At 41.7% G+C, this 16,278-nt stretch carries 11 protein-coding genes and 2 pseudogenes; 10 read left to right on the top strand and 3 right to left on the bottom strand.

Translation table 11 applies throughout. The features are described from left to right. Nucleotides 1-335 precede the first annotated feature (335 nt). From BACCELL_RS17165 to BACCELL_RS17155, 3 genes and pseudogenes are all read left to right on the top strand, one after another. A complete protein-coding gene (locus BACCELL_RS17165; RefSeq protein WP_007213222.1) occupies nucleotides 336-5,210 on the top strand; it encodes a RecQ family ATP-dependent DNA helicase in 4,875 nt (1,624 codons plus the stop codon). A gap of 78 nt (nucleotides 5,211-5,288) precedes the next feature. Then, nucleotides 5,289-6,809 carry an RNA-binding domain-containing protein gene (locus BACCELL_RS17160; RefSeq protein ID WP_007213221.1) on the top strand — a complete coding sequence of 507 codons (1,521 nt, stop codon included), beginning with the start codon at nucleotides 5,289-5,291 and terminating at the stop codon, nucleotides 6,807-6,809. A gap of 4 nt (nucleotides 6,810-6,813) precedes the next feature. Beyond that, a pseudogene (locus BACCELL_RS17155) lies at nucleotides 6,814-7,257 on the top strand (hypothetical protein); the annotation flags it as partial. Here BACCELL_RS17155 and BACCELL_RS17150 read toward each other — a convergent pair. Next, on the bottom strand, nucleotides 7,229-7,702 hold the full coding sequence (locus BACCELL_RS17150) for a helix-turn-helix domain-containing protein (protein ID WP_007213219.1): 474 nt from the start codon (nucleotides 7,700-7,702) through the stop codon (nucleotides 7,229-7,231). The pseudogene BACCELL_RS17155 and the gene BACCELL_RS17150 sit on opposite strands and share 29 nt — an antisense overlap. A gap of 203 nt (nucleotides 7,703-7,905) precedes the next feature. Beyond that, nucleotides 7,906-9,825 (bottom strand): molecular chaperone DnaK, encoded by a 1,920-nt coding sequence (gene dnaK / locus BACCELL_RS17145; protein WP_007213218.1) that lies wholly within the window; start codon nucleotides 9,823-9,825, stop codon nucleotides 7,906-7,908. Between the two features lie 334 nt (nucleotides 9,826-10,159). Here dnaK and BACCELL_RS17140 point away from each other — a divergent pair, with 334 nt between their 5' ends. The 4 genes from BACCELL_RS17140 to BACCELL_RS17125 all read left to right on the top strand — a co-directional run bounded on the left by BACCELL_RS17140 (nucleotide 10,160) and on the right by BACCELL_RS17125 (nucleotide 13,293). Next, nucleotides 10,160-11,593, top strand: a complete 1,434-nt coding sequence (locus BACCELL_RS17140; protein WP_007213216.1) for an MATE family efflux transporter — start codon at nucleotides 10,160-10,162, stop codon at nucleotides 11,591-11,593. Further along, a complete protein-coding gene (locus BACCELL_RS17135; protein ID WP_007215903.1) occupies nucleotides 11,532-12,107 on the top strand; it encodes a Crp/Fnr family transcriptional regulator in 576 nt (191 codons plus the stop codon). Before BACCELL_RS17140 ends, BACCELL_RS17135 begins: the two co-directional genes overlap by 62 nt. 224 nt (nucleotides 12,108-12,331) lie before the next feature. Beyond that, nucleotides 12,332-12,895, top strand: coding sequence for a Crp/Fnr family transcriptional regulator (locus BACCELL_RS17130; protein WP_007213214.1), 564 nt, complete (start codon nucleotides 12,332-12,334; stop codon nucleotides 12,893-12,895). 71 nt (nucleotides 12,896-12,966) lie between these two features. Further along, nucleotides 12,967-13,293 carry a DMT family transporter gene (locus BACCELL_RS17125; RefSeq protein WP_007213213.1) on the top strand — a complete coding sequence of 109 codons (327 nt, stop codon included), beginning with the start codon at nucleotides 12,967-12,969 and terminating at the stop codon, nucleotides 13,291-13,293. 64 nt (nucleotides 13,294-13,357) lie between these two features. Here BACCELL_RS17125 and BACCELL_RS17120 read toward each other — a convergent pair whose 3' ends face one another. Further along, nucleotides 13,358-14,149, bottom strand: coding sequence for an META domain-containing protein (locus BACCELL_RS17120; protein ID WP_007213212.1), 792 nt, complete (start codon nucleotides 14,147-14,149; stop codon nucleotides 13,358-13,360). 207 nt (nucleotides 14,150-14,356) lie between these two features. Here BACCELL_RS17120 and BACCELL_RS17115 point away from each other — a divergent pair, with 207 nt between their 5' ends. From BACCELL_RS17115 to BACCELL_RS26565, 3 genes and pseudogenes are all read left to right on the top strand, one after another. Continuing rightward, nucleotides 14,357-15,550: a saccharopine dehydrogenase family protein gene (locus BACCELL_RS17115; protein WP_007213211.1), complete on the top strand. Its 1,194-nt coding sequence runs from the start codon at nucleotides 14,357-14,359 to the stop codon at nucleotides 15,548-15,550. Between the two features lie 28 nt (nucleotides 15,551-15,578). After that, on the top strand, nucleotides 15,579-16,025 hold the full coding sequence (gene bcp / locus BACCELL_RS17110; RefSeq protein ID WP_007213210.1) for a thioredoxin-dependent thiol peroxidase: 447 nt from the start codon (nucleotides 15,579-15,581) through the stop codon (nucleotides 16,023-16,025). A gap of 92 nt (nucleotides 16,026-16,117) precedes the next feature. Next, nucleotides 16,118-16,278 (top strand): annotated as a pseudogene (locus tag BACCELL_RS26565) (recombinase RecA); the annotation flags it as partial.

Genomic DNA, 16,278 nt, shown 5'->3' with positions numbered 1-16,278 from the left:
TTTTTTTTAATATGACAGTCTATTTACTTCACTTCCTCGAAATCAACGTGATATATCTATCAGCGACTTGCGTACACGTGTTGCAAATATAACGCAAACCCGAAAATAAGCATCCATAAGCAACACACGCTCTTGCTCACAAAAGTACGATTTTTATTCATAAATAACGAGATGTAAACGCATAAAAATCAAAAGAAAGCGATGTTTTTAACAGACTCTTCGGTTTTATCCTTACCTTTGTGTATGATATTGGGATGTTATACCCTAACAACAATAAGAAAACGATGCAGATGCATAACAAATTCAAGTTGTAAAACTATTTATTATATTAAGATATGTCAATATGGAGTAAACTCATAGGAATCAAGAAAACCGAAGATAGAAACAATATCATCGGCAATAAAACAACCTCTGTACCATGTAGTACCCACAATTATGCCATTGTAGATGTTGAAATAGGCTTGAAAGACCATAAAATCCATGACATAGGAGCACTCAAACATGATGACACGACATTTCATAAAACCTCAAAAGAAGAACTATTTATTTTCTTAAACAACGTGGACTACATCTGCGGACACAATATCGTTCACCATGACGCCAAATACCTGTTTACAGACAAAATATGCCGCTGGATTTTAGTTGATACACTTTATGTTTCGCCTTTACTGTTCCCGGAACATCCTTACCACAGGCTTGTAAAAGATGATAAGCTAATTAGCGAACAGATGAACAATCCTGTGAACGATTGCAAGAAAGCAAAAGACTTATTGCAGGATGAAATAGCATGCTGGTATTCATTACCGAAAGAAAAGCGTATAATATTCACATCGTTACTGAAAAACAAGAAAGAATTTGAAGGATTTCTCAGTATGGTAAGTGCAGAACATATCCATAAAGGAATACCTGGACTTATCAAAGAATTTTATGCGGGAAAGATTTGCCAACATGCCGATCTTGACATGCTCATCAACCAATACCCATGCGGATTGGCATACGCTTTGGCTCTGATTGATACCACCGATTACCGCTCCGTCACTCCCGGATGGGTACTTTACAATTATCCGGAAGTGGAATTTATTGTAAAACTCCTGCGACACACTACTTGCAAAGAAGGATGCAACTATTGCCATACGCAATTGGATGTACTCCATAATCTGAAAACATTTTTCGGATATGAGCACTTCCGAACATACGAAGGCGAGCCACTGCAAGAACGTGCCGCCCAAGCTGCGGTGAAAGGGAAATCGCTGCTGGCTATATTTCCTACCGGTGGCGGCAAATCACTTACCTTTCAACTGCCTGCACTCATGGCAGGACACTCCGTGCACGGGCTTACGGTTGTTATCTCCCCCTTGCAGTCCTTGATGAAAGACCAGGTAGATAACCTTGCCGACAGAGGCATCACAGATGCCGTAACCATAAATGGGATGTTAGACCCCATCACAAGATCACTGTCCATACAAAGAGTACAAGACGGAGAAGCCTCGCTGTTGTATATCTCTCCCGAAATGCTCCGTTCAAAAACAATCGAGAAAATATTGATGGCGCGCCACCTTGTAAGGTTCGTGATAGACGAAGCGCACTGCTTTTCTTCATGGGGGCAGGATTTCAGGGTTGACTATCTCTACATTGGCAAATTCATCCAAAAATACCAGCAAAAGAAAAAATGCAAAACCCCGATACCTGTATCTTGTTTCACGGCTACGGCAAAACAGAAAGTAATCCAAGACATCTGCGACTATTTCAAGCAGACTTTGAATTTGAACTTGGAATTATTCGCATCAACGGCTTCAAGAACAAATCTGCACTATTCCGTCATACATGTAGAGAATGACAATGACAAATATTTAAAACTGAGAGAACTTGTAGCAGAAACCAATTGTCCGACAATTGTTTACGCATCACGCACCAAACGGACAAAGGAACTGGCTGCAAAGCTGACTCGCGACGGTTACAAGGCACTCCCCTTCAATGGGAAAATGGAAGCCGATGAAAAAATTGCCAACCAAGATGCTTTCATGAACGATCAAGTACACATCATTGTGGCCACATCCGCATTCGGCATGGGAGTCGATAAGAAAGATGTCGGGCTGGTGGTACATTATGATATTTCCGATTCGCTGGAGAATTATGTACAGGAAGCAGGAAGAGCTGGTCGTGATCCCGGTCTTAGCGCACGTTGTTATGTGCTTTACAGTGACAATGATTTGGACAAGCATTTCATATTGCTAAACCAAACGAAACTTAGCATTAGTGAAATACAACAGGTATGGAAAGCCGTCAAAGGCCTTACCAAACACCGCATGAAAGTCAACTGTTCTGCGTTGGAAATTGCCCGGCAAGCAGGATGGGATGATTCGGTATCTGACATCGAGACCCGTGTACGAACAGCATTGGCAGCTTTGGAACAAAGCGGATACTTGGTAAGAGGAAACAATGCACCTCATGTATATGCCACAGGAATAACGGTAAAGAATATGGACGAAGCAAGGGAACGTATATCCGCATCGCTACTTTTTGGTAGCGATGAAATAGAAAAGGCAGTCCGTATCATCAAGTCATTGATTTCTCAAAAACATATCGCTAAGGCTCAGGATTCGGAAGCAGAATCACGCATCGACTATCTGGCAGACATTCTGGGACTAAGCAAAAGAGATGTTATATCTGTAGTGGAGCGCATGCGGCAGGAAGGCATATTGGCAGACAGCAAAGATATATCTGCCTATTTGCAGGATGCAGGTGATTCGGAACGAAAGTCGCAAATGCTCCTCGAACGCTTTGCAAAACTTGAACAATACATTCTCAACCATATTCCCGATGAGTCTTTACGAATATCATACAAGCAACTGAATGAGAATGCCGTAAACGACGGAATCAACACATCCAAAGAAAAAGACATTCGGACGCTGCTCTATTTCCTCACCGTCAAGGGATATACGCGTAAAAAAGAGGATGCAGTCCGTAACATGGAGATAAGTCGTCAGGCAGACCTGGAATCCACCATCAGGCGATTTGAAAAACGATTGGAAATAAGTCGCTTTGCCGTGGAATGGCTATACAAATTAGCTTTTGATGCAGAAAAAAAGAATGTGCCCGACAAAGCCATACAGTTCTCCGTAGTAGAGCTTCTGAACCGAATAAAATCAAGTTCCCAATCCCTTTTTGGCGGACTTGCTGACATTCAATTAGAAGACGTGGAAGAAGCACTTCTATATTTATCGAAAATCGGTGCGCTAAAGCTTGAAGGCGGATTTTTGGTGCTTTACAACGCAATGAATATCCAAAGAATAAAAGACAATAAGTCGAGATACAAGCAAGACGACTACCGAATGCTGAACGAATTCTATAGACTGAAAATCCAACAAGTGCATATTGTGGGAGAATATGCCAACTTGATGGTGAAGAATTATCATGCAGCACTGCAATATGTTCAAGACTATTTCCAAATGGACTACAGGAAGTTTGTCACAAAATATTTCAAAGGAGACAGAACAAGCGAGATACAACGCAACTTGACACCACAGAAATACAATCAATTATTTGGGCAATTGTCCAAACGGCAAATGGAAATTATTTCCGATAAGGATTCACGTTGCATTGTGGTTGCAGCAGGTCCCGGTAGTGGAAAAACACGAGTATTAGTCCACAAGCTGGCCTCACTCCTACTACTTGAAGACGTGAAACACGAACAGCTACTGATGCTGACATTTTCAAGGGCAGCCGCTACAGAGTTCAAACAACGGCTTATGGAGTTGATAGGCAATGCAGCCCATTTTGTCGAAATAAAAACATTCCACTCTTATTGCTTCGACCTCCTGGGACGAATAGGAAATCTTGAGGATTCAAAGAATGTCGTTTCAAAGGCAGCCGAGATGATATGCCAAGGAGAAGTAGAACCGAACAAAATCGGTAAGACAGTATTAGTTATAGACGAAGCCCAAGACATGGGAACAGAAGAACACTCACTTGTAAAGGCTCTGATAACTAACAATGAAGAAATGCGTGTGATAGCAGTAGGGGATGATGATCAAAATATCTATGAATTCCGAGGTTCCGATTCTGGTTATATGTACCGGTTGGCACAAGAAAGCGGAAGTACATTCGTCGAAATGACTGAGAATTACCGCAGCGCGCGCCAGCCTGTAGATTTTGCCAACGAATTCTTGAAAACTATCAATAAAAGGATAAAAAGTACACCTATCATCTCTATGAGAAAAGAGAAAGGTTGGGTGGAAGTGATACGTCATCATTCAACATATATGTATCAGCCGCTTGTGGAAAACTTACTTCAACACAAGGACAAAGGCACTTCGTGTATACTCACCCAAACAAACGAAGAAGCCGTCATCTTGATAGCCCTCCTACGAAAGCATGGTATAAACAGTAAACTGGTACAATCAATGGACGGTTTACGTTTTTGGAACATGGCGGAAATGAGATACTTCCTGAGGCATATAGACAAACGGATAAAAACACCGCTAATCACAGAAGAACTATGGGAAGAAGCCAAGCATGCAACCTTTTCTATTTATGACAGAAGTCTAACTTTGACGTATGTGAAGCGGTGTGTGGAACAGTTTGAACAAACCAACAAAACAAAATATTTCAGTGACTTCAAGGAATTTGTATTTGAGTCGTCAGTGGAAGACTTTTGCGACACATCAGGCACCGATGTCGTGGTATCAACCATCCACAAGGCTAAAGGCAGGGAGTTTGATGATGTATATATGCTCATATCCGATAACTATGCAAAGGATGCCCATCTGATGCGTAGATACTACGTAGGAATAACTCGTGCAAAAAACAGACTATTCATACATACAAATGGCGATTGCTTCAATCATTTAAGTGCAAACTTATACCTCATTGACCAACAACACTATGATATGCCTGAAGAAATTATACTACAACTCTCTCATAAAGATGTCAATTTAGGATTCTTCAAAGAACGGAAACAAGAGGTTTTAGCACTAAGAGGAGGAGATTCTTTAATTTACAATGATTTCTTTTTGTATAGTTCATCGACCGATAAACCTATAGCAAAATTATCATCAAGAATGCAGGGCACGTTATCTGAATGGGAACAAAGAGGTTATAAGGTGCAATCTGCATCTGTACGGTTCGTTTTGGCATGGAAGCCCAAAAATGCACCAAAAGATGAAACGGAAACGGCTGTTCTTTTAGCAGACTTGAGACTTTCTTTGTAAGTTAAAGCACTTGAAATTATCATATTATCACTACCTTTGTGATAAGAATTAAAATATTATACAAATAATAAGGGAATAATGCAGATACATAACAATATACTGATAACAGAATGCTCAGCTTACGATTTCAAGGAAATGTTGGAACGTAAGAAAGTGAAGTCATGGCTTAAGTCCGTGTCGGCTTTCGCCAATACGGATGGTGGCAGTTTGTTCTATGGCGTGAATGATAAAGGCGTAATTGTAGGGTTGAAGAATCCACAAACCGACGCTGATTTTATCAGTGAAATGATAAAGGCAAGACTTGACCCTGTACCAGAAGTACAACTTATTCCAATTGAACACGAAGGACATACCTTGCTTGAAGTGAAAGTAAAGGCAGGAACACTGACACCTTATTACTATTATCAAGACGGAACACGTACAGCTTATACACGAGTCGGTAATGAAAGTGTAGAATGTAACTCCCAACAATTACTTTCGTTGGTATTGAAGGGCACGCACATGACTTGGGATTCACTTCCTACCCAAGTGGATGCCAGCAAACATTCTTTCATCATCCTTGCCAATACTTTTCGTGAGCAAACCCATCAGGAATGGAATGACAAGTATCTAGAATCATTCGGACTGGTCACACCAGACGGTAAACTGACCAATGCCGGATTGCTGTTTGTGGATAATTGTACTGTATTTCAATCACGTATTTTCTGTACCCGTTGGACTGGACTCTATAAAGATGATGCCATCAGTTCCATAGAACATCGGGCTAACCTTGTTTTGCTTTTGAAATACGGTATGGACTTCATCAAGAACTATACCATGAGCGGATGGGTGAAAATGCCTAACTATCGTCTAAACCTCCCCGACTATTCAGACCGTGCCATCTTTGAAGGATTGGTAAACCACCTTATCCATCGGGACTACACCGTGATGGGCGGTGAAGTACATATCGACATTTACGATGACCGAGTAGAACTAGTATCACCGGGCGCAATGCTTGACGGTACGCAGATTCAAGACCGCGACATATACAAAGTGCCGTCCATGCGTCGTAACCCTGTCATTGCAGATGTATTTACACAATTGGACTACATGGAGAAACGTGGTTCCGGCTTACGCAAAATGCGAGAACTTACAGAGAAGTTACCCAACTTCCTGCAAGGAAAAGAACCACAATATCAAACGGAAGCGGCTTCTTTCTTCACCACTTTCTATAATCTGAACTGGAATGATAACGGAAGAATACCTGTTGAGGATGTGGCTGAAAGGGTAAATGGTTCGGACGAAAAGTTCGGTGATTCACAAAAATCTTCGGTGAAAACCTTCGGTGATTCACAAAAATCTTCGGTGAAGACCTTCGGTGATTCACAAAGTTCTTCGGTGAGGCCAAAACGATTAGGTCGAACAGCACAAAACATTCTTGACCTTATTATTTCTGACGGTTCTATATCCCAAGACAAGATGGCTGAAAGAATAGGAGTTAGTAAACGTGCCATTGAAATGCAAATAGCAAATCTAAAAGCCAATGGATTACTTGTCAGAGAAGGAGCAGATCGTGGTGGCTATTGGCGCATTGTAATTAATCCTCAAACCGAACAATAAACCAATGGGAATACCTTTCATACCACTATGTGCAATAATTGCCGTTTTGATTATCGCCTTTCTGTTTGCCTCTTTACCACAGATAAGCCATAAAACGCGATACAGAGTGCTTTATGCAATAACCATTATCATGCTATTAGCTGTTATCCCTATTAGTGAATATATGGCTGGTGACACACAAAACTCAAGTAACAATTATCTGCTTGTCCTAATATTCGATATTGCAGTAGGATATTTCTGCATGTACATTGCTGCTTTGCTGAAGTTCAACATTCTTAAACAAAAGAATCAAGCATTAGAAAATGCCTTGACAGAAAAGCAACAAGAAAATATATCAATTCTATTGGAACATCAAAATGAAAAGCAACAAGATCTTCAGCAAAAAGAACTTGAATGGTTTGCTGGGAAAATAAAGATGTTTACCGAAGAAGAACAGAAAGCGATAATACACTGCTGTCATTGATATGGAACTTCTTTGCGATCTCTCCGATGGTGTAACAATCTTTGGGTTCAAAGGACAATGCCTCCTTTTTTCTCTTTCTACTCCCTGCCTTTGTTTTGAAGTGTTCATCCATATACTGCCGACTAAGGCGTATCAGACGTTGACCAAAATTGTATGACGGTATCGAGCCTTGCCGTATCATACGATAAAGAACGTCTTTACTAATGCCGTAAATCAACATAGCCTCTTTTACGGTTAGATACCCCTTGCAGGATGGTATTCGTCTAATCAGTGCTTGGCGTATCGCTTCTTTCTCTTTTGCGATTTGTCTTTTCTTATATGCTCTCTTGGAACAAGCAGGGCAACAATACTTCGACACTAATGTGGGAGGAGTAAATATTTTACCACACTCCTCGCAACTTCTTTGAATGGTGTAATTTCCTCTTGGCATATTCTTCTCGCTTTAAATGGTTTATATCAATCTAAGTTGTACCTTATCGCCAAATAAGACGTGTCGCAAACATGTCGCAAATAAGAGATAAAAAAGCCCATAGAAAACACATAGCAACCATGAACCCCATAAACGCAAAAAGCGTGCAACTCATTGAGCTGCACGCTTTTACTTATTGTTTGTTATCTATTTCCTTATCGGAATCATTTCACTTCCTCGAAATCTGCATCCTGCACATTATCACCATGCTTACCACTATCCTGAGCACCGCCAGCTTGTCCGGCATTCATATCAGGACCAGCCTGTGCACCACCTTGAGCACCACTTTGTGCATACATTTCAGCACTTGCAGCCTGGAATGCAGTATTCAATTCTGCCATAGCAGTATCAACAGCAGCCAAATCCTGTGCTTTATGAGCATCTTTCAATTTCTGCAAAGCAGTTTCAATCGGAGCTTTCTTATCAGCCGGCAACTTGTCGCCCAATTCCTTCAACTGATTTTCAGTTGTGAAGATCATTGAGTCAGCCTGATTCAGCTTGTCAATCTTTTCACGCTCTTTCTTATCAGCTTCTGCATTAGCTTCAGCTTCAGCTTTCATCTTTTCAATTTCTTCTTTACTCAAACCGCTGGACGCCTCGATACGGATAGCCTGTTCCTTACCGGTAGCCTTATCCTTGGCAGACACCTTCAAGATACCGTTAGCATCAATATCGAACGTTACCTCAATCTGAGGAACACCACGACGAGCCGGAGCAATACCTGACAGGTTAAACTGGCCGATTGACTTATTCTGAGCAGCCATCGGACGCTCGCCTTGCAATACGTGGATCGTTACTTCACTCTGGTTATCAGCAGCAGTAGAGAATGTTTCGCTCTTCTTGCACGGAATAGTAGTGTTAGCGTCAATCAACTTTGTCATTACACCACCCAGAGTTTCGATACCCATAGACAGCGGAGTAACATCCAGCAATACCACACCTTTGATTTCATCCGTCAACACAGCACCTTGTACGGCAGCACCTACGGCTACTACTTCATCCGGATTCACACCTTTAGAAGGAGCTTTACCGAAGAAATCTTCAACCAGTTTCTGTACGGCCGGTATACGTGAAGAACCACCTACAAGGATTACCTCGTCAATATCAGCATTGTTCAAACCAGCATCAGACATAGCCTTCTTACACGGTTCCAGACAAGCCTGAATCAAAGTGTGAGCCAGAGCTTCGAACTTAGCACGAGTCAAAGTCTTCACCAAGTGCTTAGGCACACCACCTACCGGCATAATGTACGGCAAGTTGATTTCAGTACTTGTAGAAGAAGACAATTCAATCTTAGCTTTTTCAGCAGCTTCCTTCAGACGTTGCATAGCCATCGGATCCTGAGTCAGGTCAGCGCCTTCATCATTCTTGAATTCATCTACCAACCAAGTGATGATTACCTGGTCGAAGTCATCACCACCCAGGTGAGTATCACCGTTTGTTGACAATACTTCGAATACACCGCCACCGAATTCCAGGATAGAGATATCGAATGTACCACCACCAAGGTCGAATACGGCAACCTTCATATCTTTGTTCGCTTTATCGATACCGTAAGCCAAAGCAGCAGCTGTCGGTTCGTTTACGATACGTTTCACTTCCAGACCGGCAATCTGACCGGCTTCTTTTGTAGCCTGACGTTGAGAATCGGAGAAGTAAGCCGGAACAGTAATAACTGCTTCCGTAATTTCTTGTCCCAAATAGTCCTCAGCAGTCTTCTTCATTTTCTGAAGAATCATAGCTGAAATTTCCTGCGGAGTATACAGACGTCCGTCGATATCTACACGCGGCATGTTGTTATCACCCTTTACAACCTTATATGGCATACGGGCAACTTCTTTCTGTACCTGATCCCAAGTTTCACCCATGAAACGTTTGATTGAAGATACGGTTCTTGTCGGGTTCGTGATAGCCTGACGTTTTGCAGGGTCACCCACTTTACGCTCACCGCCGTCAACGAATGCTACGATAGACGGAGTAGTGCGTTTTCCTTCACTGTTTGCAATTACTACAGGTTCGTTACCTTCAAATACAGCAACGCAAGAGTTTGTAGTTCCTAAGTCAATACCAATAATTTTTCCCATGATCTTTAATATTTTATTTGTTATTATTCAAGTTTCGGTCGCCTGCATCAGCAGCAGACGCCAATAAAAAGACAAACGTCGTGCCAAAATGTTCAGGGAGGTTGTAATTTTATAGGTTGGCAGAAAGGCTGTCAGTTTGGCAGAATTCTTCTTTGTTTTTCTGTCGAAAATTACCATTTGTTAATCGTCCTCCCACATAAAAGCAGTAATTTTGCCGACGAAAAAGCAGTAGAGTACAAGCTACGAGCTACAGGCTACAAGCTACGAGTACCTTTCGGCATCATAGCGCAGCCACTCGTAACTCGTAGCTTGTAGCTCGTAACTAAATATAATTATGGAAAGAGATAGCATTGATTTTAAAAACACAGACATCGCGGCATTGTTCCGCAAATTATTACTCCCTACTGTACTGGGAATGATATTTTCCGCATTATTTGTCATTACGGATGGAATATTCGTAGGAAAAGGTATTGGCAGTGATGCACTTGCAGCAGTAAATATAGTGGCGCCATTATGGTTATTCTCTACGGGCATCGGACTGATGTTTGGTGTAGGAGCATCTGTTGTAGCCTCCATCCACTTGTCACATGGAAAAGTAAAAGCTGCCCGCATCAATATTACTCAGTCTATAGTTGTATCTTCATTGTTGCTGATAGGTACCTCCACGCTATTCTGTTCGTTCGCCCCACAGGTAGTACATCTTTTGGGCGGTTCCGAGCGTTTGACTCCACTGGCTGTAGAGTATATGGTATGGTTTGTTCCGTTCTCGGTGTTTACCGCCCTGCTTAACTCAGGGATGTTCTTCCTGCGCCTGGACGGGTCACCTAACTTTGCCATGATGTGCAATATAGTAGCTGCCGTCCTGAATATCATTCTCGATTACCTGTTCATCTTTCCTTTCGGTTGGGGCATGTTCGGTGCAGCTATTGCCAGTGCCATCGGTACTACGGTGGGAGCATTGATGATAATCATCTACCTCTCCCGCCGCAAATGCGCTCTACGCTTTTACCCCGTAAAATTCACTCGCAAAAGTATGCAACTGACGCGTCGTAATATAGGTTATATGTGCCGGCTAGGGTCTTCTGCTTTTCTGTGTGAAATAGCTATTGCCTGCATGATGTTTGTCGGAAACATCGTGTTTATACATTATTTACAAGAAGAAGGTGTAGCTGCATTCAGCATTGCATGTTACTTCTTCCCTATTATATTTATGGTGTACAACGCCATTGCACAATCCGCTCAACCCATTATCAGTTACAATCACGGACTTCATGAAGAAACCCGCGTACGTCGTGCCTATTTATTGGCGCTGAAAACAGCCATCGGCTGTGGTACTGTCTTCGCTCTGGTCACCATCTTTTTCAGTTCGGAGATTGTTTCCATGTTCATCGACCGCAGTTATCCGGCCTATGAAATAGCCAGCAAAGGACTTCCTCTATATGCCACCGGCTTTATTTTCTTCGCTGTCAATATCGTTTCCATCGGATATTTTCAAAGTGTGGAGCAGGCTCGTTATGCCACTATCATTACCCTGTTGCGTGGTTTCGTCCTGCTGACAGCGTGCTTCTTCGGACTTCCCCTACTCTTTGGTAATCCGGGTATCTGGTTGGCAACCCCTCTGGCTGAGCTACTGACCACCCTTTTCATACTTACTATTTATATAAAAGCAAAAAGAAAGCACAAAAAAAATATAGTATCTTTGCAGCATGGAAATGATGATAAAGAAATTCTGCCAAAGATACAGACTCCCGGAAAAAAGCCTGCATGAACTTTTGTCACACATGACAGAATATCATTTCGGTAAAGGGGAATCCATTGTGAAAGAAGGAGAACGTAACAGTAACTTCTACATCTTAAAAAAGGGTATCTGGCGTGCTTATTATATGATAGACGGTACTGAAAGTTCCCTCTGGTTTGCCGGAACAGGAGAAATAGCTTTTTCATCCTGGGGGTATGTCAATAATGAAGTTTCACAAGTGAATATTGAATCTGTAAATGAAAGTATTGCCTATGGTATTGCCAAACCGGATTTAGAAGAACTCTTCAATAGTTCTATAGAGTTATCCAACTTCGGCCGAAAAATCTTTGAACAGGAAATTTTATTTATTGATAGCTACACATTGGCATACGGTACCCCAAGTGCCAAAGAGCGTTATCTGACCTTGATGGAAGAAAATCCGGAACTGTTGCAATATGTTCCGTTAAAACATTTAGCATCGTATTTATATATTACACCACAATCTTTGAGCAGAATACGGGCAGGGCTGAAGAGAAGGAAATAAATCATCCCAATACATCCATTCCCTTTTCAGAATCTATGCTTCACAATCTGTCAGCTACGTATCTGCTCCGTATCTACTCCGTACCAAACCTATACCTATAACTATGGAGATGGTACGGAGCAGATACGGAGGCGGTACGGAGATAGCACGGAAATGCTACGGAGATAGTACGGAGATAATGCCGTGCAAATACCATAAGAAAGATACATAATACAGTACTCAACATGGATTTAGATCAGATTATCGATAATATAGGCAAGTTGCCGGAGCCGTCAAAGAATGCGCTGAAGGAGATCATCTCTGAAGTCACTCACCCCAAAGGACATATCCTATTCAGGGCGGACAAAGTAGAAACCAAAGTATACTTCATCAAGAAAGGCATTGTACGTGCCTATACCGAGTTAGCTGACAACGAAATAACATTCTGGTTCGGACGCGAAGGCGATACGGTGGTATCCATGAAAAGCTATGTATCCAACCAAAGAGGCTATGAAAATATAGAACTTCTGGAAGAATGTGAACTATATGAAGTCAGGAAACGAGCCTTACATGAATTATTCTGCAAGGATATACACATCGCCAACTGGGGAAGAGAATTTGCAGAAAAGGAATTGCTCAAAACAGAAGAAAGGTTTATCGGCCGACAGTTCAAGACATCCCTGGAACGTTATAGAGACCTGATGAATCATACTCCGGATCTTTTGCAAAGAGTACAATTAGGCTATATCGCTTCCTATCTTGGTATTACACAGGTCAGTTTAAGCCGTATTCGGGCAAAATTCAGATAAATCACTTTTTATCATTTGTTAAATAAGAAGTCAAACCAATTCATGAACTTTGCACACAAAAAATAAAAGTTATGAGTTGGATATATTTGATTGTGGCCGGATTGTTCGAAGTAGCGTTTACCTCCTGTATGGGCAAGGTTAAAGAAACAACCGGCAGTGAAATGTACTGGTGGTTCACCGGTTTCATTATTTCTATGAGTATCAGCATGTTTTTGCTGATAAAGGCAACGCAAGCCCTGCCTATTGGTACGGCTTATGCTGTATGGACAGGAATAGGTGCGGTAGGAACCGTATTGGCGGGCATACTAATTTTCAAGGAACCTTCCACTATATGGAGGTTATTTTTTATTGCAACGCTGATAGGTTCGATTATCGGTTTGAAAGCAGTATCTCATTAAAGCAAAAAAACAGGATGCCAATTGATATTGACATCCTGTTTTTCTATATTCTGAATTATCTGGATTACTTCTTTACCAGTACCATCACCAGTGTATTATCCGCATCATAAAGTCCGATGCCACCACCGGCCAGTTTACCGAAAGACTTCACTTCATTCAGTGCTTTCATCACACGACCTTCTACTTCCATATCCGGACAAGCCATCATAGTGCTGATAAGTTGCGGGAAAGAAATTGCAGAACTGTTCTCGTTGTCTGCAACAAATCCGCCATTAATAAGATTACAACCGGCATTGCCGTGTATTCTCTTTTCAGAAAGATTGAACTCAATAAACGGCTGTTTCTCCATACCTTCGGGAATGGACTGACCACCGGCTTCGGAAATAATCCACTTACCACTCAAATCTGATAGTTTCACTGTAGGAGCTTTCTTTTGTAATACAATAATAGGACGATTGGATGAACCGCACAAAGCGATGTTCTCCTTACCTAACTTTTTATACTTCTTCACTTGTCCCAAAGCAGACAACACGTTTTGTTCCAGCGTCATATCCGGACAAGCCATACGCGTACTTGCCATAGCTCCAAGATCAATTGTACCGGGTTTAGCGTTCACATCGAACGAACCCATCATACGATTACAACCGCTGTTACCGAATACTTTTCCGGTATTCGTATCAAAACCGATAAAAGGGAATTCCTGATTGGGAGCAGGCACTACGGCAGCGCCGTTTATTTCAATAATATTCCATTCACCATTGATGGAAGATAATGTCGCAGCATCTTTGGAAGAGCGACAAGATGACAGAGCTATCAAAGCTCCTGCCATACAAAGAGAAACTATTACTTTCTTCATTGTTATTCGTTGTTTAAGTTAATTTTCGCGGGGCAAATATATACAAAATAACCCAAATACAAGCAGTTTGTTTAGAAATAGAAGCTTTTTATAAAAAGTATTTAGTAGGATTTTAATGTTTATCTGCGAATTAAATCCTATATTTGCTCACCAATAAAAAAGAAGGATAATTTATAATTTGTAACTCGTAATTTGTTATTAAAAGAAATGGGTAAAGTTCTTATTATCGGTGCAGGCGGTGTAGGTACCGTCGTTGCGCACAAGGTGGCTCAAAATCCGGATGTATTCACTGAGATCATGATTGCCAGCCGCACAAAGTCCAAATGCGACGCTATCGTAAAAGCAATCGGTAACCCTAACATCCAGACCGCACAGGTAGATGCCGACAATGTGGATGAACTGGTTGCTCTCTTTAATAGCTTCAAACCCGAAATCGTCATAAACGTAGCACTTCCCTATCAGGATCTTACCATTATGGAAGCTTGTCTTAAAAGCGGAGTCAACTATCTGGACACTGCCAACTATGAGCCGAAAGATGTGGCTCACTTTGAATACAGCTGGCAATGGGCATATAAGAAACGTTTTGAGGATGCCGGACTGACCGCCATCCTTGGTTGCGGCTTCGATCCGGGGGTAAGTGGTATTTATACTGCATATGCTGCCAAACATTATTTCGATGAAATGCAATATCTGGATATCGTAGATTGCAACGCAGGTAATCATCATAAGGCATTTGCAACGAACTTCAATCCGGAAATCAATATTCGTGAAATCACGCAGAACGGACGTTACTATGAGAATGGCCAATGGGTAACCACCCAACCGTTGGAAATCCATAAGGACCTGACTTATCCGAATATCGGACCACGTGATTCCTATCTGTTATATCACGAAGAATTGGAATCTTTGGTGAAAAACTTCCCTACCATCAAGCGTGCACGTTTCTGGATGACTTTCGGTCAGGAATACCTGACTCACCTGCGAGTAATCCAGAACATCGGTATGGCTCGTATCGATGAAGTGGATTACAACGGGGTGAAAATCGTTCCGCTGCAATTCCTGAAAGCCGTATTGCCTAACCCGCAGGATCTGGGCGAAAATTATGAAGGAGAAACTTCCATTGGCTGCCGCATCCGGGGATTGAAAGACGGTAAAGAACGCACCTACTACGTTTACAATAATTGTAGCCACCAGGAAGCCTACAAGGAAACAGGTATGCAGGGTGTAAGCTATACAACAGGAGTTCCTGCCATGATAGGTGCCATGATGTTCCTCAAAGGATTGTGGAAGAAACCGGGAGTATGGAATGTGGAAGAGTTTAATCCGGACCCGTTCATGGAACAGTTGAACAAACAGGGATTGCCTTGGCATGAAGTGTTTGATAAAGATTTGGAAGTATAATTCTTCATTTTTAATTTAATTATAGATTATGCAAGTTGGAGATAAAGTGCCCGAAGTATTGGGCATCAATGAAAAAGGCGAAGAAATCCGCCTCAGCGATTATAAAGGAAAGAAGATAGTTCTTTATTTCTATCCCAAAGATATGACTTCAGGATGTACGGCACAAGCCTGCAACCTGCGCGATAATTATTCAGAATTACGCAAAGCCGGCTACGAAGTGATTGGCGTAAGCGTAGATAATGAAAAGTCGCACCAAAAATTTATTGAAAAAAACAACTTACCTTTCCCGCTGATTGCAGATACGGATAAGAAACTCGTGGAGCAATTCGGTGTTTGGGGAGAAAAAAGCATGTACGGACGTAAATATATGGGAACCTTCCGCACCACTTTCATTATCAATGAAGAAGGAGTGATAGAGAGAATCATCACCCCCAAGGAGGTGAAAACCAAAGACCACGCCGCACAAATATTATAATCAACAAGAAGACAAGTTGACAAACAGATAAAAAGTCAGTTCATTATCAATTGATATCTTATTAACTTGTCAACTCTAATAACAGCAAGTATATGGCAAAGAAAGACGAACTTAATTTTGAAAACGAAAACAATATGGCATCAAGCGAAAAGCTGAAAGCGTTACAGGCAGCTATGGACAAGATAGAAAAGAGCTTCGGCAAAGGTTCTATCATGAAAATGGGAGATGAAAGCGTTGAACAAGTAGAAGTAAT

Source organism: Bacteroides cellulosilyticus DSM 14838, assembly GCF_000158035.1.
Lineage (GTDB): Bacteria > Bacteroidota > Bacteroidia > Bacteroidales > Bacteroidaceae > Bacteroides > Bacteroides cellulosilyticus.
The sequence above is the reverse complement of the archived record's forward strand: the minus strand, read 5'-3'. Positions and strand labels throughout refer to the sequence as shown.